18 protein-coding genes are annotated in these 20,198 nt (G+C 70.3%); 3 read left to right on the plus strand and 15 right to left on the minus strand.

Annotated features, from left to right (window positions below; all coding sequences use genetic code 11):
• Positions 1–111 precede the first annotated feature (111 nt).
• The 6 genes from ACFVDI_RS23760 to ACFVDI_RS23785 all read right to left on the minus strand — a co-directional run bounded on the left by ACFVDI_RS23760 (position 112) and on the right by ACFVDI_RS23785 (position 7,066).
• Positions 112–1,296, minus strand: a complete 1,185-nt coding sequence (locus ACFVDI_RS23760) for a molybdopterin-dependent oxidoreductase (protein ID WP_378911245.1) — start codon at positions 1,294–1,296, stop codon at positions 112–114.
• Between the two features lie 32 nt (positions 1,297–1,328).
• A complete protein-coding gene (locus ACFVDI_RS23765) occupies positions 1,329–3,407 on the minus strand; it encodes an MMPL family transporter (RefSeq protein ID WP_378911246.1) in 2,079 nt (692 codons plus the stop codon).
• A 102-nt stretch (positions 3,408–3,509) separates the two neighbouring features.
• A complete protein-coding gene (rpsO, locus tag ACFVDI_RS23770) occupies positions 3,510–3,785 on the minus strand; it encodes a 30S ribosomal protein S15 (protein WP_008363208.1) in 276 nt (91 codons plus the stop codon).
• Between the two features lie 173 nt (positions 3,786–3,958).
• Entirely contained in the window at positions 3,959–5,158 is a 1,200-nt protein-coding gene (locus tag ACFVDI_RS23775; protein WP_378911247.1) for a hypothetical protein, read from the minus strand.
• A 51-nt stretch (positions 5,159–5,209) separates the two neighbouring features.
• A complete protein-coding gene (locus ACFVDI_RS23780) occupies positions 5,210–6,070 on the minus strand; it encodes a hypothetical protein (RefSeq protein ID WP_378911248.1) in 861 nt (286 codons plus the stop codon).
• A 48-nt stretch (positions 6,071–6,118) separates the two neighbouring features.
• Positions 6,119–7,066, minus strand: a complete 948-nt coding sequence (locus ACFVDI_RS23785; protein ID WP_378911249.1) for a bifunctional riboflavin kinase/FAD synthetase — start codon at positions 7,064–7,066, stop codon at positions 6,119–6,121.
• Positions 7,067–7,162: 96 nt separating this feature from the next.
• On the opposite strand from ACFVDI_RS23785, the gene ACFVDI_RS23790 reads away from it, so the two are divergent.
• Positions 7,163–9,556 (plus strand): penicillin acylase family protein, encoded by a 2,394-nt coding sequence (locus tag ACFVDI_RS23790; protein ID WP_378911250.1) that lies wholly within the window; start codon positions 7,163–7,165, stop codon positions 9,554–9,556.
• A 29-nt stretch (positions 9,557–9,585) separates the two neighbouring features.
• On the opposite strand, the gene truB is transcribed toward ACFVDI_RS23790, so the two are convergent.
• The 7 genes from truB to rimP form a co-directional block, all read right to left on the minus strand.
• Entirely contained in the window at positions 9,586–10,461 is an 876-nt protein-coding gene (truB, locus tag ACFVDI_RS23795) for a tRNA pseudouridine(55) synthase TruB (RefSeq protein ID WP_378911251.1), read from the minus strand.
• The gene (rbfA, locus tag ACFVDI_RS23800) at positions 10,458–10,928 is read right to left on the minus strand and encodes a 30S ribosome-binding factor RbfA (RefSeq protein WP_378911252.1); all 471 of its coding nucleotides are present in this window, start codon (positions 10,926–10,928) and stop codon (positions 10,458–10,460) included. Before rbfA ends, truB begins: the two co-directional genes overlap by 4 nt.
• Positions 10,929–11,126: 198 nt before the next feature.
• Positions 11,127–14,024, minus strand: coding sequence for a translation initiation factor IF-2 (gene infB / locus ACFVDI_RS23805; RefSeq protein ID WP_378911253.1), 2,898 nt, complete (start codon positions 14,022–14,024; stop codon positions 11,127–11,129).
• 92 nt (positions 14,025–14,116) lie between these two features.
• Complete coding sequence (locus ACFVDI_RS23810; RefSeq protein ID WP_378673303.1) at positions 14,117–14,479, minus strand: YlxR family protein; 363 nt, start codon at positions 14,477–14,479, stop codon at positions 14,117–14,119.
• A 104-nt stretch (positions 14,480–14,583) separates the two neighbouring features.
• Entirely contained in the window at positions 14,584–15,417 is an 834-nt protein-coding gene (locus ACFVDI_RS23815) for an alpha/beta fold hydrolase (protein WP_378911254.1), read from the minus strand.
• Between the two features lie 25 nt (positions 15,418–15,442).
• Positions 15,443–16,420, minus strand: coding sequence for a transcription termination factor NusA (gene nusA / locus ACFVDI_RS23820; protein ID WP_165110443.1), 978 nt, complete (start codon positions 16,418–16,420; stop codon positions 15,443–15,445).
• A gap of 3 nt (positions 16,421–16,423) precedes the next feature.
• A complete protein-coding gene (rimP, locus tag ACFVDI_RS23825) occupies positions 16,424–16,906 on the minus strand; it encodes a ribosome maturation factor RimP (RefSeq protein WP_378911255.1) in 483 nt (160 codons plus the stop codon).
• A 171-nt stretch (positions 16,907–17,077) separates the two neighbouring features.
• Here rimP and ACFVDI_RS23830 point away from each other — a divergent pair, with 171 nt between their 5' ends.
• Both ACFVDI_RS23830 and ACFVDI_RS23835 read left to right on the plus strand, forming a co-directional pair.
• The gene (locus ACFVDI_RS23830) at positions 17,078–17,515 is read left to right on the plus strand and encodes a hypothetical protein (protein WP_378911256.1); all 438 of its coding nucleotides are present in this window, start codon (positions 17,078–17,080) and stop codon (positions 17,513–17,515) included.
• The gene (locus ACFVDI_RS23835) at positions 17,512–17,943 is read left to right on the plus strand and encodes a DUF4439 domain-containing protein (protein WP_378911257.1); all 432 of its coding nucleotides are present in this window, start codon (positions 17,512–17,514) and stop codon (positions 17,941–17,943) included. Before ACFVDI_RS23830 ends, ACFVDI_RS23835 begins: the two co-directional genes overlap by 4 nt.
• A gap of 222 nt (positions 17,944–18,165) precedes the next feature.
• Here ACFVDI_RS23835 and ACFVDI_RS23840 read toward each other — a convergent pair whose 3' ends face one another.
• Both ACFVDI_RS23840 and ACFVDI_RS23845 read right to left on the minus strand, forming a co-directional pair.
• Positions 18,166–18,822 carry an HAD family hydrolase gene (locus ACFVDI_RS23840; protein WP_378911258.1) on the minus strand — a complete coding sequence of 219 codons (657 nt, stop codon included), beginning with the start codon at positions 18,820–18,822 and terminating at the stop codon, positions 18,166–18,168.
• 67 nt (positions 18,823–18,889) lie between these two features.
• A partial coding sequence (locus ACFVDI_RS23845; protein ID WP_378911259.1) for an acetyl-CoA hydrolase/transferase C-terminal domain-containing protein occupies positions 18,890–20,198 on the minus strand: 1,309 nt, incomplete at its 5' end.

The following is a 20,198-nucleotide window of genomic DNA, read 5'->3' on the forward strand; positions in this document are numbered from 1 at the left end:
GATCATTTTTCTTCGTACGCCGGCCGGTGGCCGTAGCACTCTCGGACCAGCCTATCCGCCGACCGCTCGAAACGTGGAACGCGCGGCTGTACCGGCTTCTGGACGCGCGTCTCAGACGACCGTGACGGGGTGCCGTACGACGGCATCGAAGAAGTAGCCGCCGGAGTTGTGGGCGGCGACGTCGGGCTGCGTACGGCCGGCGCGGTCGGTGGCGCGGACGAGGATCTCGTACGCCCCCGGCGCGGGGTCGCGCCAGGTGAAGTCCCACTGCGCCCAGCCGAGGCCGTGGCCGCCGGTGGGACGGCCCGGCGCGTGCTGGACGGCCGGCGCCCAGGTCTGGCCGCCGTCGGTGCTGATCTCGACCCGTGCGATCGGGGCCGCGCCGGACCAGGACCGGCCGCTCAGCACGATCCGCTCCCCCGCCGGGATCTCGGCGTTCCACCCCAGCTCGATGGCGGAGCGGACCGGGTTGACGGTCAGCGGACCGTCGACGTTGTACCACGTCGTGTCCCACGGCGAGGTCAGCACACTCGTGGACACCTCCAGCGAGCCGAGCCACTTGATCGAGGCGATCCCGATCCAGCCCGGCAGCAGCAGCCGCAGCGGGAAGCCGTGGTCGGGCAGCAGGGCCTCGCCGTTGGCGCCCCACACCAGCAGGGCGTCGTCGTAGGCCTTCTCGATCGGGAACGGCCGGCGCACCCGGCCGTGGTCGACGCCCTTGTCCACATAGCTGGCGTCCAGACCGGTCGCCTGCACCGAGACCGCGTCCCGGCGGACACCGACGGCCGTGAGGACGTCGCGGAGGCGTACGCCCTTCCAGCGGACCGCTCCCACCGCACCGAGCGTCCACTTCGTGCCGCTGACCTCCTGGCCCTGCTGGGTGGTGAAGAAGCTGCGGCCGTTGCCGGTGCACTCGTGGACGGAGGTCGTCTCGACGTGCCGGAACGCCTTGAGGTCGCCGAGGGTGAGGCGCACGCCGGCGGGATCGCGCAGCCCGTCGCCGAAGATCTCCAGCTCATACGTCTCGGGGTCGATCCGTGGGGTCGTGGTGTGGTTGCGCACGAACAGGTCGGCCTGCGGAGTCAGGTAGCGGCGCGGGTCGACCGAGTCCCAGCGGGTCTCGGCGTTGGTGCCGTAGTCGATGAACCGCTCCGTCGGGAGTGGCTTGAGGATCGCGGGAGCACCCGCCACCGCGCCGTCGAGGACCGCGTCAGTCACCTGGGTCGCACCTCCGGCGGCCGCCCCGAGCGCAGCGGTGGCGAGGAAGGTGCGTCGGTTCAGACCTGGGAGCGTCACGCCCGGATATTAACATGACCAACTTACTCATGTTAATGCTTCGCCAGTCTGCTCGGCCACCAGATCCGGTCCCCGATGTCGAGGTTGATGGCCGTGACCAGGATCGACCGGACGATCATCGTGTCGAGCATGACTCCGAGCGCGACCGTCACCCCGATCTCGGCCAGGAAGACCATCGGCAACGAGCCGAGCACCAGGAACGTCGCGGCCAGGACGATCCCCGCCGACGTGATCACCCCGCCGGTCGAGGTCAGGCCGACGAGCGATCCCTCCCGGGTGCCGCGGAGCTGAGCCTCCTCCCGCACCCGCGTCATCAGGAAGATGTTGTAGTCGATCCCCAGCGCGACCAGGAACACGAAGGCGAACAGCGGGAAGGACGGGTCCGTCCCGGCGAACCCGAAGACGTACTCGAACAGCAGCACCGAGATGCCGAGGGCGGCACCGAACGACAGGATCACGGTGCCGAGCAGGATCAGCGGCGCGACCAGCGCGCGCAGGAGCACCATCAGCACCAGGAGCACGACCGCCAGGACGATCGGGATGATCACCAGGTCGTCGCGCTGACTGGCCTCGAGGGTGTCGAGCATCATCGCGGAGGTGCCGGTGACCAGGGCGCCGGCACCGTCCACGCCGTGCACCGCCGAGCGGGCGGCATCGACGATGTCGTACGCCTCGGGCGAGGTCACGTCGGCGTCGATCACCGCCGCGATCGCGACGATGCCGTCCTGGGCCGGGCCGAGCGGGAAACTCTTCACCTCCCCCGCCGGGGTCTCGGTGGGCACCAGCCCCTCGACCCCGTCGAGCGCCTGCTGCACCTGCGTCTGCGCTGACGCGTCGGCGACCACGAGCAGCTGGTTGGACTGGTCGGCCATGTCGTGGTCGACCAGGACCTGCTGGCCGGTGATCGAGTCGAACTCCTCGGTGTAGGTCTCGTCCGAGGCCAGCCCGTTGGCGTCGAGCCTCAGCAGGCCGAGGCAGGCGATGAGGAGCAGACCGGTGGTGGCGATCCAGATCACGCGAGGCCGGACCGAGACGATCGCGCCAAGCCTCGCCCACATGCCGGTCTCGGTCGGCTCCGCCGATCCGTACGCCGGCCGCCTCGGCCAGAAGACCCATCGGCCACAGATGACCAGCAGGGCAGGCAGCAGGGTGACCATCGCCAGGTAGGTCACCGCGATCCCGACGGCGACGACCGGCCCCATCCCCGACGTCGAGTTCATCTCGGCGAAGGTCAGGCACAGCATGGCCAGGATGACGGTCACCGCGCTGGCGAGGATCGCCGGTGCGGCGCGGTGCAGCGCGTGTGCCATCGCCTCGTGACGGTCCTCGAACCTGCGCAGCTCCTCGCGATATCGGGAGACCAGCAGCAGCGCGTAGTCGGTGCCGGCGCCGATCGCCAGGATGCTCAAGATGGCCTGGCTCTGGCCGTTGACGGTGAGGCCTGCGTCCTTGGCCAGGAAGTAGACCAGGCCCATCGTCACGCCCAGACCGACCACCACCGAGACGATCGGGAAGGCCCAGAGCACGGGGCTGCGATAGACGAACAGCAAGATGACCACCACCACGACGAGCGCGGCCGCCAGCAGCGTCGTGTCGATGCCGCCGAACGCCTCCGCGGCGTCGGCGGCGGAGCCACCCTGGCCGGTGACGTGCAGCCGGACGTCGTCGTGGTCGGCGATCTCACGGATGTCGTCGACGGTGTCGGGCATCCTGCTCCAGCCGTCCGAGCCGAGGTCGAAGGTCACCGTGAGCTGGGCGACCTCGCCGTCCCGCGAGAGCAGCGGCGGCGCGATCTCACCCTCGACCCCGTCGAGCCCGCCGAGCTCGGCGATGTCGCCCGAGGCGACCGCGGTGAGGTCGTCCCCGGTGACCGTGGTCGAGGTGTAGACGAGCGTGGTCGGGATCGCGTTGGGGTTCTGGAACGGGCTCATCTTCTCGAACCCACGGGTCGACTCCGCCGAGGCCGGCAGCCAGGAGGCGGCCTCGTTGTTCTGCACCTCGGTGAGCTTGCCGGCGAAGCCGCCGAAGGCCACCAACGCGAGCAGCCAGAGCGCCACGACGACGTACTTGGTCCTGGGCCCGGTCAGCGTCCCCGCGATCTGTCGATGCACGGTCTCAAGCCTGCGCCCGAGGCACCTGCTCGAACCACCCCAAAACAGGCGAACGGGCCGCCCCCACGTGGGGACGGCCCGTTGCTCACGAAGATCAGGAGATCAACGGCGAAGGCCGAGCTTCTCGATGATCGAGCGGTAGCGCTCGATGTCCTTCTTCTGAAGGTAGTTGAGAAGGCGGCGGCGCTGACCGACGAGCAGCAGCAGGCCACGACGGCTGTGGTGGTCGTGCTTGTGCTCCTTGAGGTGGTCGGTCAGGTGGGAGATGCGGTGCGACAGCAGCGCGATCTGCACCTCCGGCGAACCGGTGTCACCCTCGGTCGTGGCGTACTCGGCGATGATCTTCTTCTTGGTCTCCGCGTCAGTTCCAACTGCCATGCGAAGGCTCCCTTCCGGCCCGTGGGCCTACTCGTTGCGCGGCGCGCCCGGGCCTGTTCACCGGGGCACTCTTGGTCCGCGGCCGATTTCACGGCTTGAGCTGCCGACCCCCATGGGACGACAACCCGAGAAGATTAACAGCGGGCCGGGGTGCGCCCCGAATCGCCGCCGGATCAGGCCACGCGTACGAGCCGTGCCACCAGCCGGCGCAACCTCCACCAGAGCTTCATCGCTTCATCACCCTCGACCTCGTCTCTCCGCCATATGGATCGACGCTGCGGAACCGGGATCGGTTGCATCGGTCTGGTCATGGCTTGTCGGCGGTACCCGCGGACGCGCTCGGGGATGCGCTCGGGGAGCTGATCGTCACCCCGGGCAGCGACACCTTCGGCACGGTGGCCAGCGGCAGCTCCTGGATCGCCGGGGGCGTCCTGGCTCCCGTCCGCGAAGGCGTTCGGGTCGGGCGCGGTCCAGGGCTGGACCCGGCTGGGCAGCGGGAAGACGTTGTAGAGCTGCGCGGCACCGTTGGACCACGGGTAGAAGATCCGCGCCTGGAGCGGCTCGCCGGTCATCTCGTCAGTGCAGGCCACCTCGGCCATGTTCAGGTCGTCGCCGGCAAGCGGCGGCAGCGGAGCGGCGCTCGTCGAGGTGCAGTCGGGCTGGGTGACGACGTCGATCGGCTTCCCCTCCTGGTCGAAGAGCTGGACCCCGTTCAGCGGCTTGCCCGAGGCGTCGTACGGGTAGATGTTGCTGACCCACTTCCCGTCGGAGTAGACGCCCGCCTGCTGGTCGATCGGCGAACCCTGACCGGCCACAGCCTCATTGAAGCCGTCATTCCAGCCTTGGTCGTAGTCCACCCCGCCGACTGCCCCGCTCGCCCAGGTCATGAAGAGCACGAACGCGGCGAAGACGTTCAGGCCGAGCAGGACTACCCGCGCGAGGGTCCCCCGCTCGCCACCCGGCCAGACCCGGCCGGCGCCGATGAACATGCTGACCACCACCGCGACGAGGAGAAGAACGACCGCCGGAGCGCTGGACATACCCCACCCGAACAGCGCCGAGACCAGCCAGACCGCCGCCCAGGCGCGCACGATCCACCACAACGGCCGCAGCCAGGCGACCGCAGGCCGCAGATCCGTACGCAGCAGCTCACCGAGCTTGGCGACCGCGGCGTCGAAGCGGTCGTGGCCGGCATCGAGGAACCCGTCGACCTGCTCGCCGAACCCTCGGGGGGCCGGCTGGCCCGCCGGGATCCCCGCCGCGGCCCGCAGCTCCTTGGCGTACTCGGCCGGGTCTCCGAGCGCATCGGGACCGCGCTCCTCGACGAGCTCGCTGAAGCCGGCCTCGAGACCGTCGGTGATGTCGCTGAGCACCTCGGGGTCGAGGTCGGCGAGGGGCTCAGCGACGCCGGGTGGCCGACCGGGTCAGGACCGGCCGCGGACGTCGCGCACGAAGTCCTTCCAGGCAGCCGTGTCACCGGCTGGACCCTGGCCGCGCGCCGGCCCGCTGAAGGTGCGCACCTGGACCGGCTGGACCGGCTGCCCCGGGGACGTGCGGGCGAGACCGGTCTGCGCGGTCGGCAGCGCGACGCTCGCGCGCAGCTGCTGGCCGTAGCCGCCGGGCGCGCCCGGGGCACCTGGTGCGCCTCCGGAGCCGCCTGAGCCGCCGGAGATGAGCGAGGACATCGGCGTGTATTCCTCCACCTCGTCGCTCTTGCCCGGGATCGCCAGCCAGATCAGTGCGATCAGGAAACCGATCGCCCACCCGTACGTCAGTCCGTACGCCCCACCCGAGGCGAGCACGTCGCCGAGCGAGGCCACCACCGAGGCTTCGCGGCCGTCGCTGAGGTAGGTGTAGAGGCTGTCGGCGATCTGGCCGGCAGCGGTGGCGACGATCGCGGCGAACCAGCAGCCGAGGAACACCGGCCAGAACGCGCGCGGCCAGATGCCGACGGTGCCGAGCCAGGTCAACAGCCAGGTCAGCACGAAGACGGTCGCAGAGAGGATGACGGAGTGCACCAGGTCGCCGCCGGAGAAGAGGCCGCCGAAGCTGCCGTCACCGAAGTAGGTCAGCCGGTCACCGAGGAGCGCCGCCACCCAGCCGGCCGAGTCGCTCCCGTTCTCCTCGGCCCAGGTCGAGAACGGCGCCGATCCGGAGAGGAACTGCAGGGCCCAGAGCCCACCGGTGACGAGGACCGCGTTGAGGAAGGCCGGGATGCCGCCGCGGGCGCGCTCGGCCTCGACCTCGGTCTCGTAGACGGACGTGGGCGTGGAGTGGGGATCCATAACCAACAATTCAACCGCACCCGGACCCCGCTGAACAGGCCGCCAGATCTACGACTCGGTAAGACCTTGCTCGAGGATCTCGCGCGCCCGCACCACGTCGGCGCGCATCTGCTCGACCAGCGCATCGATCCCCTCGAAGGCGACCATGCCCCGCAGCCGCTCCACGAACGCGACCTCGACCTCGACGCCGTAGAGCTCCAGGTCGTCGCGGTCGAGCACGTAGGACTCCACCCGGCGCCCGACCACGCCCTCGAAGGTGGGGTTGGTGCCGACCGAGATCGCGGCAGGGAACCGCTCCCCCGTGTCGCGCCGGGTCAGCCAGCCGGCGTAGATGCCGTCGGGCGGCACCGCGGTCAGCGAGTCGGTGGGCACGTTGGCCGTCGGGAAGCCGAGCTCTCGGCCCCGCTGGTCACCCTTCACGACGACCCCCCGCACGGAGTAGGGGCGGCCCAGCGCCTCGGCGGCACCGGTGACGTCACCGGTCGCCAGACACGTACGGATGTAGGTGGAGGACCACACCTGGGGGCCGCCGTCGAGCGGGATCCCCTCGGCGGAGAAGTCGTGGATCTTGCCGAAGGCGATCAGGTCGGCCACGTCGCCCGCGGCCTTGCAGCCGTAGCGGAAGTTGGCGCCGACCACGCACGCCTCGGCGTGCAGCGCGTCGACGAGGACCCGCTGCGCGAAGTCGTCGGGTGACCAGTTGGCCATCTCCATGTCGAACGGCAGCGCGAGCACGGCGTCGGCACCGGCCGCGCGCAGCAGCTCGGCGCGCTCCTCCATCGTGGTGAGCACGCCCGGGGCGTGCTCGGGCCGCAGCACCGCCATCGGGTGCGGGTCGAAGGTGACCGCCACCAGGGTGAGATCCTTGGCGTCCGCCACCTCGCGCCCCCGGCTGATCACGTGCTGGTGCCCGAGGTGGACGCCATCGAAGTTGCCGACGACGACACACGTGCGCCCCAGGCCGGCCGGCACCTCACTCAGACTTCGCCACAACACGCCGCCAGAATATCCATCCTCGCTCCACTTCCCGGGATCCGGGCCACCTGGCAATCAAGCAGTAACGTGTTCTACCCCATCCTCGTTGGTGCGACCATGGACAGCCTCGTACGCAGAGCCACCATGTCCCTCGCTCCGCTGCTCCTTCTCGGGGGCGTTCTCAGCGCTCCCGCCGAGGCCACGGAGCCACCGACCGCGTACGACGCGACGGTGCGGATCACCGAGCACGGGATCCCGCACATCACCGCCCGCGACTGGGGCTCCTTGGGGTACGGCAGTGGCTGGGCGACCGCCGGCGAGGCGACCTGCACCCTGGCCGACATCCTGCTCAGCGCCCGCGGCGAGCGCTCCCGTTGGCTCGGCCCGGAGGCGATCTACGACGACGCGGTGTCGAAGCCGACGACCAACCTGGACTCCGACGTGCTCGTCGGCGACCTGCACGACCGCCGGGTGGTCGAGACTCTGCTCGACTCCCCCGCCGGGCCCTCGGCGCGGGCCCGGGAGATGGTGCGTGGGTATGCCGCGGGCGTCAACCAGTGGCTGCGTACGCACGAGGTCACCGACCCCGCCTGCGCCGACGCCCCCTACCTCCGGCCCGATGTGACCGAGCTGGACATCTGGTACGGCGTCTACCTGGCCAACCTGATCGCCTCGGCCGGACAGTTCGTGAGTGCGATCAACGACGCCGCTCCCCCGTCGCTCACCGATCCCGGCCTCCCCGGCCTCCCCGGCCTGCCGACGACGGCCGCCGAGGTTCCGGCCGCGGCCGCGAAGGTCGACAAGCAGGCGCTGCTGGCCTCCTTCGGCCGCGACCCGGAGCGCGCCTTCGGATCCAACGCGACCGCGATCGGCGGCGAGGCGAGCTCGACCGGCGCCGGGATGCTGCTCGGCAACCCGCACTTCCCCTGGCAGGGCCGCTACCGGTTCACCCAGCAGCACCTGACGATCCCTGGTGAGTACGACGTCGCGGGCGCCTCGCTGATCGGCTCCCCGGCGGTCAACATCGGCTGGAACGACGACGTCGCCTGGAGCCACACCGTCTCGACGGCTTACCGGTTCACACCCTACGAATACACCACGCTCGGGCCGGGAACCCGCTACCTCACCGCCGCGGGGGTGAAGAGCGCGGAGCGGCGGGAGGTGGCGGTCGAGGTCAGGACCGCCTCGGGCACGACCACGGTCACCGAGGACCTCTACCGCACCCCCGAGGGCTACGTCATCGACTCCCCCGCGCAGCTGATGGCCTGGGGGACGCAGAGCTTCTGGGCGATCCGGGATGCCAACGCCGAGCACCTGCGCACCATCGACACGTTCCTGGACATGGGCGGGGCCCGGTCCGTCGGGGACCTGCTGGAGCGCCAGGACGCGGGTGGCGGGATGCCGTGGGTCAACACGGTCGCGGCCGACCGCCACGGTGACGCCCTCTACGCCGACCACTCGGTCGTACCGCACGTCACCGACGAGCTCGCCTCTCGCTGCATGACCGTCGTCGGGCGGCTGCTGAACACGGTCGCGGGACTGCCCGGCCTCGACGGCAACCGGGCCGGCTCGTCCTGCGCCTGGGGCACCGATGCCGATGCCCAACGCCCGGGGATCTTCGGGGATCAGCATCTCCCCGACGTCGTTCGACGCGACTGGGTGATGAACGCCAACGACTCCCACTGGCTGCCCAACCCCGAGGCCCCGTTGGAGGGCTACCCGGCGATCATCGGCTGCGAGCGGTGCGAGCGGACGATGCGTACGCAGATGGTGGCCCGCTACGTCCTCGACCGCCTCGCCACGCACGGCGTCGAGACGCCGTCGTCGCTGGCGGACCACGAGTACGACAACCGGCAGCGGACGGCCGAGGTGATGAAGGCCGACGGCGCGCTCGACCGGGTCTGCCGGCTCACCGGGGAGAAGGATGCCTGCGCGATCCTGGCCCGCTGGGACGGGCGCTCGGACGCGACCTCGCTGGGCACCGCGATCTTCACCGAGTTCGTCCGACGTGCCCCGACCGGGCTGCGACTCTGGCGGGTACCGTTCGACCCCGAGGACCCGCTCGACACCCCGCGCGGACTACGCACCACGCCGAGCACGATCAAGGCGATGAAGGACGCGATCGTGGCGGTCGAGTCGACCGGTCTGCCGATCGACTCGCCGTGGGGCGCCTACCAGGTCGCCGCCGACCGCGGCGCTCCCCCGCTCCCCCTCGGCGGCGGCGAGGGCAACCTGGCCGGAAACGCCAACGCGCTCGCCTCCCGCAACCCGGTGCAGAACCAGACCTACGCCCGGCCGATCACCTACGGCTCCTCGCACATCCAGGCCGTCTCCTTCGGCCCGGGCGGCGTCGAGCCGCGCACGATCCTGACCTACGGCCAGTACGAGGACCCGGGGTCACCGTGGTCCAGCGACCAGACCCGGCTCTTCTCCGAGGAGAAGTGGGTCAGCTTCCCCTGGACTCGCGAGGAGATCCAGGCCGGCCTCGTCGAGACCGTACGCCTGCGCTGACCCGCGAGGCGGCACCTGTCGAACGGACCTCACCCGACGAAGACCGCGCTCGCCTTCGCCGTCGTCGCGCTGACCGGCTCGTAGAGCGCCAGGAACTCCCCGTCAGGGGCGAACACGGCGGTGAGCCCGTCGAGCGCGAGCCCGAGCTTGCGGCCGTAGCGGACGTCCTGGGCCTGTTCCTCGGAGAGGTCGTAGGGGGTGAACGCGGCACGGGCGGCCTCGGCCAGCGGCAGCACGGCGAAGTCCTCGGCGAGCTCGTCGAGCGTCTTCGCGACGTCGAGTCCGTAGGGCCCGACCGCGGTGCGGCGCAGCATCGTCAGGTGCCCGCCGACCCCGAGCATCTCACCGACATCGCGGGCGATCGCGCGGATATAGGTGCCCGAGGAGCAGCGCACCGAGATGTCGACGTCGACCACGTCGCCCTCGTCCCGGACCTCACCGAGGGTGAGCTCGTGCACGGTGACCGGCCGGGCCTTCAGCTCGACCTGCTCCCCGTCGCGTACGCGTTGGTAGGCGCGCTTGCCGTCGACCTTGATCGCCGAGACGGCGGTCGGCACCTGCAGGATGTCGCCGACCTGGGTGGCGAAGGCAATGCGTACGCGCTCCTCGTCGAGGCCGACCGCCGACCGGGTCTCGGTCACCTCGCCCTCGGCGTCGTCGGTGGTGGTCGAGACCCCCAGCCGCACGGTCGCGTCGTAGCACTTCTCGGTCAGCATCAGGTGGCCGAGAAGACGGGTGGCCCGCTCCACCCCCAGGACGAGTACGCCGGTGGCCATCGGGTCCAGCGTGCCGGCATGCCCGACCTTGCGGGTGCCGGCCAGGCGGCGTACGCGGGCGACGACGTCGTGGGAGGTGACGCCGGCGGGCTTGTCGACGATGACGAGCCCGGAGACGGCAGAGGTCACTCCTCGTCGTCCTCGTCGTCCTCGTCCCACTCGTCCTCGACCTCGCGAGGCTTCTTGTAGGGGTCGGCCTCGCCCGCGTAGGTCGCCCCACGCGAAGCGGCGACCGCGTCGTCCTGCGCCTTGGCGCGGGCGAGCACGTCGTCGAGGTGACGGGCCGTCTCCGGCAGCGCGTCGTGGATGAACTCCAGCGTCGGGGCGGTGCGGGTGCCGAGCTGCTTGGCGACCTCGGAACGGATCAGCCCCTTGGCCGACTCCAGCGCCGCGGCCGTGCCGGCCAGCTCGGCCTCCGAGTCGGCGCCGAGCACCGTGTAGAAGATCGTCGCCTGCTGGCTGTCGCCGGTCACCCGCACGTCGGTGACGGTGACGAACCCGATCCGCGGATCCTTGATCCGCCGCTCCAGCATCTGCGCCACGATGACCTTGATCCGGTCAGCGATCCGGCGAACCCGTGGGCTACTCATGTTCACACTCTCTCAAACCGCGCCGAGTCGGCGCTAATGTCTCAACTCGAAGCGCCGAGTCGGCGCTCATGTCTCACGAACTGGCGCCGAGTCGGCGCGTATTCCCGGGGCAGACGCGCCGACTCGACACGAACGTCCGGGACAAACGCGCCGAGTCGGCGCATCTGTGCGGGACAGATGCGCCGACTCGGCAGGGGTTGGGGATCAGCCCCGGGGAATCTCCACCATCTCGAAGGCTTCGATGATGTCGCCTTCCTTGATGTCCTGGAAGTTCTTCAGGACCAGACCGCACTCGAAGCCCTCGCGGACCTCGGCGGCGTCGTCCTTCTCACGGCGCAGCGAGGCGAGGTCGAGGTTGTCGGCCGCCACGGCGCCGTCGCGCAGCACGCGCACCTTGGCGTTGCGGCGGATGAGGCCCTCGGTGACCATACAACCGGCGATGTTTCCGGCCTTCGACGAGCGGAAGATCGCACGGATCTCCGCCTTGCCGAGGACCTTCTCCTCGTACTCCGGCTTGAGCATGCCCTTGAGGGCCGCCTCGATCTCCTCGATCGCCTGGTAGATGACCGAGTAGTAGCGGATCTCGACACCCTCGCGGTCGGCCATCTCCGTCGCCTTGCCCTGGGGGCGGACGTTGAAGCCGATGATGATCGCGTCGGAGGCAGCAGCCAGGTCGACGTTGGTCTCGGTGATCGCACCGACACCGCGGTCGATGACCCGGATGGAGACCTCGTCGCCACCCACGTCGATCTTGGCCAGTGCGTCCTCGAGCGCCTCGACCGAACCGGACACGTCGCCCTTGAGGATGAGGTTGAGCTCCTGGCTCTCGCCCTTCTCCATGGAGGCCATGAAGTCCTCCAGCGTGCGGCGTACGCGGCGCTTGGCCTGCTGCGCGGCACGCTCGCGTGCCTCGCGCTTCTCGGCGATCTGGCGAGCCATCCGGTCGTCCTCGACGACCAGGAAGCTCTGACCCGCACCCGGCACCGCCGAGAGACCCAGGACCATCGCCGGACGCGACGGGGTCGCCTCGGTGATCTCGTGGCCGTACTCGTCGATCATCGCACGGACGCGGCCGTGGGCCGGACCGGCGACGATGGACTCACCCACACGCAGCGTGCCGCGCTGGACCAGGATGGTCGCGACCGGGCCGCGACCGCGGTCGAGGTGAGCCTCGATCACGATGCCCTGCGCGTCCTGGCTGGCGTTGGCCTGCAGGTCGAGCGAGGCGTCGGCGGTCAGCACGACGGCCTCGAGAAGGCCATCGATGTTGATCCGCGACTTCGCCGAGATCTCGACGAACATGGTGTCGCCGCCGTACTCCTCGGGGATGAGGCCGTACTCGGTCAGCTGGCCACGGACCTTGGTCGGGTCCGCCTCCGGCTTGTCGATCTTGTTGATCGCGACCACGATCGGGACGCCGGCCGCCTTGGCGTGGTTGAGCGCCTCGATGGTCTGCGGCATCACGCCGTCATCGGCCGCGACCACGAGGATCGCGAGGTCCGAGGACTGCGAACCACGGGCACGCATAGCGGTGAACGCCTCGTGACCCGGGGTGTCGATGAAGGTGATCTTGCGCTCGTCGCCGTCCACCTCGGTCGAGACCTGGTAGGCACCGATGTGCTGGGTGATGCCACCGGCCTCGCCCTCGATGACGTTGGCGTCACGGATGGCGTCGAGCAGCTTGGTCTTACCGTGGTCGACGTGACCCATGACGGTGACGACCGGCGGTCGGACCGTCCAGTCGGACTCGTCGCCCTCGTCGCCGAGCTCGATGTCGAAGGACTCCAGCAGCTCGCGGTCCTCGTCCTCGGGGGAGACGACCTGGACGACGTAGTTGAGCTCCTCACCGAGCAGCTCGAGGGTCTCGTCGTTGACGGACTCGGTCGCGGTGACCATCTCACCGAGGCCGAACAGCATCTGCACCAGCTGGGCCGGGTCGACGTTGATCTTCTCGGCGAAGTCGGTCAGGCTCGCGCCGCGAGCCAGGCGAACGGTCTCGCCGTTGCCCTTGCGTACGCGGATGCCACCGATCGTCGGGGCCTCCATGGCCTCGAACTCCTGGCGACGCGCCCGCTTCGACTTCCGGCCACGACGCGAGGGACCACCCGGGCGACCGAAGGCACCCTGGGTCGTTCCGCGACCGCCGGGACGACCGGCACCGGGACGACCGCCACCGGGACCGCCGCCGAAGCCGCCGCCACCAGGACGACCGGCACCGCCGCCGCCACCCGGACGCCCACCGGCACCCGGACGACCGCCGCCGCCGGGACGACCCGGAGCACCGGCACGACCACCGGGGCCGCCACCGGGACGGGCACCGAACGCGGCCGGGGACTTCGGCATCATCGCCGGGTTGGGACGCGGCATGCCGGGACGGCCGCCGCCCGCCTGGCCACCCTCACGGGCGGCCGCGGGACGCGGCGGACGCTGGTCGCCACCGGCCGGGGCACCGCCCTGGCCGCCGCCCTGGCCCCCACCCTGGCCGCCGGGGCGCGGACGCCCCATGCCCTGGTTGGAGGAGAACGGGTTGTTGCCCGGGCGCGGAGCGCCGGGCTTGCCGACCGGACGCGGTCCGGGACGACCGGCACCGGCGCCGCCGGCACCACCCGCGCCACCGCGGGCCGCGGGGGCCTGCGGACGAGCGCCGGGCTTCGGGGCACCGGGCTTGGGCGCACCCGGCTTCGGGCTGGGCTTGGCCGCGGCCGGAGCCGATGCCGTCGCCGCGGGGGCGACCGGCGCAGCCTCGGCCTTCTTGGCCGGGGGCTTCGGGCCGGGCTTCGGCGCAGCCGGCTTGGACGCCGCTGGCGCCTCGGCAGGCTTCTCGGGCGCCGTGTCCGCAGCCTTCTTGGGGGCCGCGGGCTTGGGCGCAGCCGGCTTGGGGCCGGGCTTGGGGGCAGGCTTCTCGTCGGTGGACGCAGAACCACCCTTGCCGCCGGCCTTCAGGCCGGGGCCGATCTCCTTGCGGAAACGCATCTCCGCAGGCAGCTCGACGGTCGAGCTCGCCGACTTGACGAACTCACCCATCTCCTTGAACTTCTCGAGAACGAACTTGCTCTCGACTCCGAACTCTTTGGCGAGTTCGTGGACTCGGGTCTTAGCCACGTTTCTCCTTCTGGCCACAGACCCAAATCCGGGTAAACCTGTGACCACTAATGGTTGTAGAACACGCTCATCGCGAAGTACTCATCGAGTGCTCATGAGCTTTTGCTCCAGTTCCTGGTCAGTTGACCGTCGGCGACGGTCGTGGATGTCGGGCGCGTGTCGAGGTAGTCCTCCACCGGTGCGCTGGAAAGCCCGCCCTCGGCCCCCCTGCCTTTCGGGAACAGGGCCCGGGTGAACGCCTTCCGGCGCACCGCGAGTTCGTAACACTCACGCGTGGGGTGCACGTGCGCCCCACGCCCGGGTGCGGTGGCTGTCGGATCGGGCACCACGGCCGGCTGGCCGTTGCGGTCCGAGCCGGCGGTCACCCGCAACAACTCGCGCTTGGCGGCTCGCTTCCGGCAACCCACGCACGTACGGACAGGTCCGTGCTGCGTAGTTTCTTCGAGGCGTGCCACCGATCCTTAACACTACCGCTTCCGGGGTTCGGTAGACGAAACCGGGGCACAGGTCGTTCTTATTCCGTGACCCGTGCTCACCGACGGGTCCGGGCAGATCGGCGTCAGAGGACGGCGGCGATCTCCGGCCAGGCCAGCAGCCCGAGCTCGCGGTCGGCTCGCTCCGACCCGCCCCAGGCGAGCCTCTGGCTGGGCGGGAGCACCGGCTCCCCCGGCAGCACGACGCGGTGACCGGCCTCGGGATGGGTGATCACGATCGTCTCCAGGTCGTGGGCCGTACGTCGCCGCCGGACGGCCTCGGCGAAGAGCACCGAGGGCCACAGCGCGTCGTCTCCCCCGGCGACCAGGACGACCTCACCGGCGATGCGCTCGACCGGGATGGTCGCGGCGGGGACACGGTCGGCGTACTTCTCCAGGGCGGAGAGGTAGGCCTCGGAGAACGACGGGAGCTCCCCGTCGGCCTCCTTCACCGCGTCCTCGATCGCCTCGTCGTCGAAGGGCACGAACGGCACCTGCTCGCCGCGCAGGGTCCACGAGGACCGCTGGGGCCGCTCATCGCTGAGACCGGCCCAGGAGACGTACGTCGGGGAGATCGCGACGACGGCGTCGATCTCGGGGTGCAGGGTGCCGAGCAGCAGCGCGGCCTGGGCACCCCAGGAGGTCCCGATCACCACGAGCCGCTCATAGCGGGAGTGGAGGTCGGTGAGGACGTCGTCGAACGCCTCCAGCGGCACCAGCCGCGCCTCGCCCGGCTGCCCGGGGCCGCCGAAGTAACGGATCGACGCCGCGGCGACCCCGTGCGAGGCGAGCATTCGGCACCGATCGGTCTCGACACGGCCCGAGGACCCCGAGAGGACGAGTACGCCGGTGCCGGCCCCCTCCGGCTCCAGCAGGACGCCCTCGGGGCCGGTCAGAGTGGTCTCACGCACGCTGGACATGCGCACAGGCTAGCGTCGCGCCGGCTCAGGCGACCGGGGTCTCCTCGTCGGAGCGGATGTCGATGCGCCAGCCGGTGAGGCGGGCTGCCAGGCGGGCGTTCTGCCCCTCCTTGCCGATCGCCAGCGAGAGCTGGTAGTCGGGCACGACGACGCGGGCCGACTTGGTCGCCTCGTCGATGATCTCGACCGAGGAGACGCGGGCCGGGGACAGCGCGGAGGCGACGAGCACCTTCGGGTCCTCGGACCAGTCGACGATGTCGATCTTCTCGCCCTGCAGCTCCGACATGACCTGGCGGACCCGCTGGCCCATGGGGCCGATGCAGGCACCCTTGGCGTTGACGCCGGGGACGGTCGACTTGACCGCGATCTTGGTGCGGTGACCCGCCTCGCGAGCGATGGCAGCGATCTCCACGGTGCCGTCGGCGATCTCGGGCACCTCGAAGGAGAAGAGCTTCTTGACGAGGTTGGGGTGGGAGCGGGAGAGCGTGATCTGCGGGCCGCGCATACCCTTGCGCACGCTCACGACCAGGGCCTTGATCCGGGTGCCGTGGCCGTAGTCCTCGCCCGGCACACGCTCGGAGAGCGGGATGACGCCCTCGAGCCGGCCCAGGTCGACGAGCACGTCGTCGGGGTTGCGGCCCTGCTGGATGACGCCGGAGAGGATGTCGCCCTCCTTGCCGGAGAACTCACCGAACTTCACGTCGTCCTCGGCGTCGCGCAGCCGCTGCAGCACGATCTGCTTGGCCGTGGTGGCCGCGATCCGGCCGAAGCCCTCGGGCGTGTCGTCGTACTCCCCGATGACGTTGCCCTCGTCGTCGACCTCGGAGGCCAGCACGCGGACGTGACCGGTCTTGCGGTCCAGGTCGACCCGCGCCTTGGTCTGGGCGCCCTCGGTCTTGTGGTAGGCCGTCAGCAGGCCCTGCTCGATCGCCTCGACGAGCACATCGAGCGAGATCTCACGCTCCCGCTCCAGCATCCGCAGGATGCTCATATCGATGTCCATGGCCTACTCCCCCTCGTCGATCCGCTTGAACTCGATCTGCACAAGCGCCTTCTTCACGTCCGCGTACGCCACCTCACGGCGCTTCCCGCTCACCTCGAGGCTCACCCGCTCCTCGTCGGACTCCTTGACCCGTCCGGTGAACGTGGACCCGTCGGTGGCGGTGACCTTGACCAGGCGACCCTTGTTGCGGCGCCAGTGGCGCGGCAGGGTCAGCGGCCGGTCGACACCGGGAGAGGTGACCTCGAGCGTGTAGGGCTGCTCGCCCATCACGTCGGACTCGTCGAGGACCCGGTTGACCTCACGGGTCGCCTCGGTGACCTCCTCATGGGTGATGCCACCGTCCTTGTCGACGGCGATCCGCAGGATCCGGCGCTTGCCGGCCGGCGTGATCTCCACGGCCTCGATGTCGAGACCCAGGGCCAGAAGCGGGTCTGCGAGGGCCTTCTCGATGGCACTCGCGATCGCGTCCTTCCGCTCAGCACTCAACGCGATCTCCCCCTGCATCCTGTTGTCCGGTCCTGTTATGTGTGTGCGCCTCCGAGCACGCGGCGCCTCTGGTGACACCATACCTGTACGCCTCGGCTGTCTCGAACGCCGCGCGGCTGTGTTGGAAAGCCGCTGACGCGGCTCCCGCCGGGTGTCGTTAGGGTTCCTCACGTGACCAGCACACGTGCCCTCCGGATGCTCTCGCGGCGCACCGCAGTGGGTGTCGCCGTGGTTGCTCCGCTGGCCGCCTCGGCGTGCTCGGCCTCGGAGACGCTGGATCATGTCAAAGCCCCTCCACCGAGCACTCCCCCGGCCCCTGCCAACCCCGACCAGAGTGTGATCGACGCCACGGTCGCGGAGATCCTCGGCGCCGACGACGGAGCTCCCTCTGCGTTCGTCCAGCTGCATCGGGTCCACATCGAGGCGCTGGCGCCGACCAAGGGCGTGACCGCCGCTCCGGCGAGCGGACGCTGGCAGGACCGCCAGGTTGCCCTGGTCACGACGCTCACCGCCGCCGCCGGACGCGCGGCCGACCCGCGGCTGATCACGCTGCTCGCCTCGGCCGCCGCCGGCCAGCAGCAGCTCCTGCACGGACGGGGGCTGGCATGACGACGGCTGACACCGCCTCGACGGAGGCCGTCCAGGCGGCACTCGCCGTCGAGCACGCCGCGATCTACGTCCTCGGCGCGCTCGGCGGGCTCACCTCCGCCTCCTCCGCACCGGACCTGGCGCGGGCGCTGACCGACGCCTACGACGATCACGTGAACGCCCGGGAGGCACTGGCCGCGCACGTGGTGGCCGCCGGGATCGAGCCGGTCGCACCCTCGGCCGTCTACGATCTGCCCGGCCGGATCGGCACGGAGGCCCGCATCGGCGCGGCGGCGCTGCGCCTGGAGGAGGACACCACCGCGACCTATCTGTCGCTGGTGCCGAAGGCGACCGGCACCGACCGGAACCTGCTCATCCAGCTGCTGTGCCGGGCGGCCGCGCGCCAGCTCGACCTCGGCGCCGAGCCGGCGGCGTTCCCGGGGACCTGAGCCGGTAGGTCCCGAAAAGCCGAGTGGCCCGCGAACCGTCCGGCGCGGGAGACTCCCGAGATGTCTCCCGAGACCGGGCGGCTCGCGGGCCAGGTTGTGGCCTGGACACGAGGCCTGAGAAGTCGCCTTTGGCTCAACCTCTCTTGCAGAAGTATGCAATCCCCGCTCAGAGTGGCCCAGACCCGCAAAATCGCATTGCAAGAACTTGCAACTTTTCTGGCGTCATTCCCAGGAGCGGACGATGTGGTGTATGTCGCTCAGCCGCTCGGCGACGGCGTCCGGAAGGCCCTCGCTGTGGCCCACCTGGCTGCTCGGGATGTTGCTGTGCGGGATGTGGATCGCCCGCAGACCAGCCTTCTGAGCACCGTACACATCATCGAAGAGCCTGTCGCCCACGTAGACGCATCGAGACGGATTCGAGACCTTCACCGCATCCATCGCCGCATGGAACGCCTCCTCGGCCGGCTTCGTCCACGGGACCTCGGAGGTGTAGACGTCGCCGTCGAGCAGGTCGAGCACTCCGTCGCGCTCGAAGAACCCTCGGTGCCACGCGCGCGGCCAGATCGTGTTGGACAGCACCCCGACACGTACGCCGTCGGCGCGGAGCGCCTCCCACAGCGGCCCGACCTCGGGGTCGGTCAGCGTGTGCGGCTCCCAGAACTCGTAGTAGGCGTCGAGCAGCTCCGGGTCGTGCTCGAGCCCGGCCTCGGCGAAGAGGTCGTCGAGCGCAGAGCTCTGCTGATGGTCGCGGCTCCGGCCCAGATCGCGTCGCCGGCCTGGTGGAGCCGGGTCGCGTTGACCGGATGGTCGTCGTCGCAGGCTCCCCGCACCGCCTGGGCAAGCGCCAGCGACTCCGCGTGGAAGTCGATGTCGTGCCACTTCGTCAGCGTGCCGCCCCAGTCGAAGATCACCGCGTCGATCGCCATGGCCCGACCCTAGCGGCGCTTCAGCGGGACAGTCGCGCCGGTTCGGCGGCCTCGGTGAGCTGCTCGCGGAAGTCGGGGTGGGCGCAGCGGTCGATGATCCGCCGGGCCCGGGCAACGGGTGAGAGCCCACGCAGATCGGCCACCCCCTGCTCGGTGACGACCACCTGGACGTCGTGGGCGGTGTGGCCGACGTGGCCCACGAACGGCACGATGCGCGAGACCGTGCCCTGCTCGGCGGTGGAGGGCGCGACGAAGAAGTTGAGGTGGGCGTTGCTCGCGAAGTCTCCCGAGCTCCCGGTGGCGTTCACGTTGCCGTGGACGTCGGCCTCCACCATCGGGTCGATCGCGACGAGGCCGAGCCGGCGGATGACCTCGGGGTGGTTGGAGATCTCCTGCGGGCGGAGCAGGACCCTGCCCTTGTAGTGGTGGATGTCGCCGTTGAACCGGCGGGCACCTGCCTCGGAAAGGCCGAAGGAGGTCGCCGAGACCCCGATCATCTTCCCGGAGTCGAGCAGGTCGAGAAGACCGTCCCGGATCGTGTCGGTGTAGGCCGTCAGGTGCTCGAACTCGGCCTTCTGCAGACCGGCGAGAACCGCGTCGCCGGTGTCTCCGGCACCGGCGTGGAGCGGGAGCAGGCTGTGATGGAGGCGGTCGTGGCGTACCTCGTGGCGGAGGAAGTCCACGACGAGATCGGCCATCGCCAGGCTCTCCTCCTCGATCGGGCACGGTGGCGAACCCGGGTCGGGACGATCGGTCTCGACGACCGCGACGACCTTGTCGGGATCGACGAGGAGGTAGGGGTCACCGATCCTCTGCGTCGGCGTCGTCAACTGGATCGGCGCCCGCAGCGGTGGAAGCCGGGAGCCGTGATGGATGTCGTGGAAGCCCTCGAACCCGCGTGGGTGCCAGCTGTTGACCTCGAGGACCACCTTGTCGGCGAGGTCGAGCCACGCCTGGTTGTTGCCGACGCTGCTCCCGGGCACCAGGAGCCCGTTGGGCAGGATCGCCGCCACCTCGACCACCGCGACGTCAAGGGTGCCGTAGAACCCGGAGAGCGCGTGCTGGGCGACCCGCGAGTGACGGACGTCGACGTCCTCCGGCCAATCCCGGATCTCGCCCAGAGCCTCCGACACCGCCTTCGGGTGGCCGGCCCCGGCGAACCCCGAGAGCGCCACGGACTCCCCCGGGCCGATCCGCGCGGCCGCCTCCGCCGCGCTCATCACCCGGCCGGCGAGCGTACGGTCAAGAATCCTGTCCCCCGTCATGGGATCGATCTTGCCCCAACCACCACCGCCGAATCCGCAGAAGTGGCGGCCGAGAATGTAGTTG

The sequence above is a fragment of the Nocardioides sp. NPDC057767 genome, assembly GCF_042798275.1.
In the GTDB taxonomy this organism is placed as follows: Bacteria; Actinomycetota; Actinomycetes; order Propionibacteriales; family Nocardioidaceae; genus Nocardioides.

Excerpts from the sequence above, each read along its gene's own strand:
- rpsO (WP_008363208.1), bottom strand. The coding sequence starts at position 3,785 with ATGGCAGTTGGAACTGACGCGGAGACCAAGAAGAAGATCATCGCCGAG.
- ACFVDI_RS23780 (WP_378911248.1), bottom strand. The coding sequence starts at position 6,070 with ATGGATCCCCACTCCACGCCCACGTCCGTCTACGAGACCGAGGTCGAG.
- ACFVDI_RS23790 (WP_378911250.1), top strand. The coding sequence starts at position 7,163 with ATGGACAGCCTCGTACGCAGAGCCACCATGTCCCTCGCTCCGCTGCTC.
- ACFVDI_RS23815 (WP_378911254.1), bottom strand. The coding sequence starts at position 15,417 with ATGTCCAGCGTGCGTGAGACCACTCTGACCGGCCCCGAGGGCGTCCTG.
- nusA (WP_165110443.1), bottom strand. The coding sequence starts at position 16,420 with ATGGACATCGATATGAGCATCCTGCGGATGCTGGAGCGGGAGCGTGAG.
- ACFVDI_RS23835 (WP_378911257.1), top strand. The coding sequence starts at position 17,512 with ATGACGACGGCTGACACCGCCTCGACGGAGGCCGTCCAGGCGGCACTC.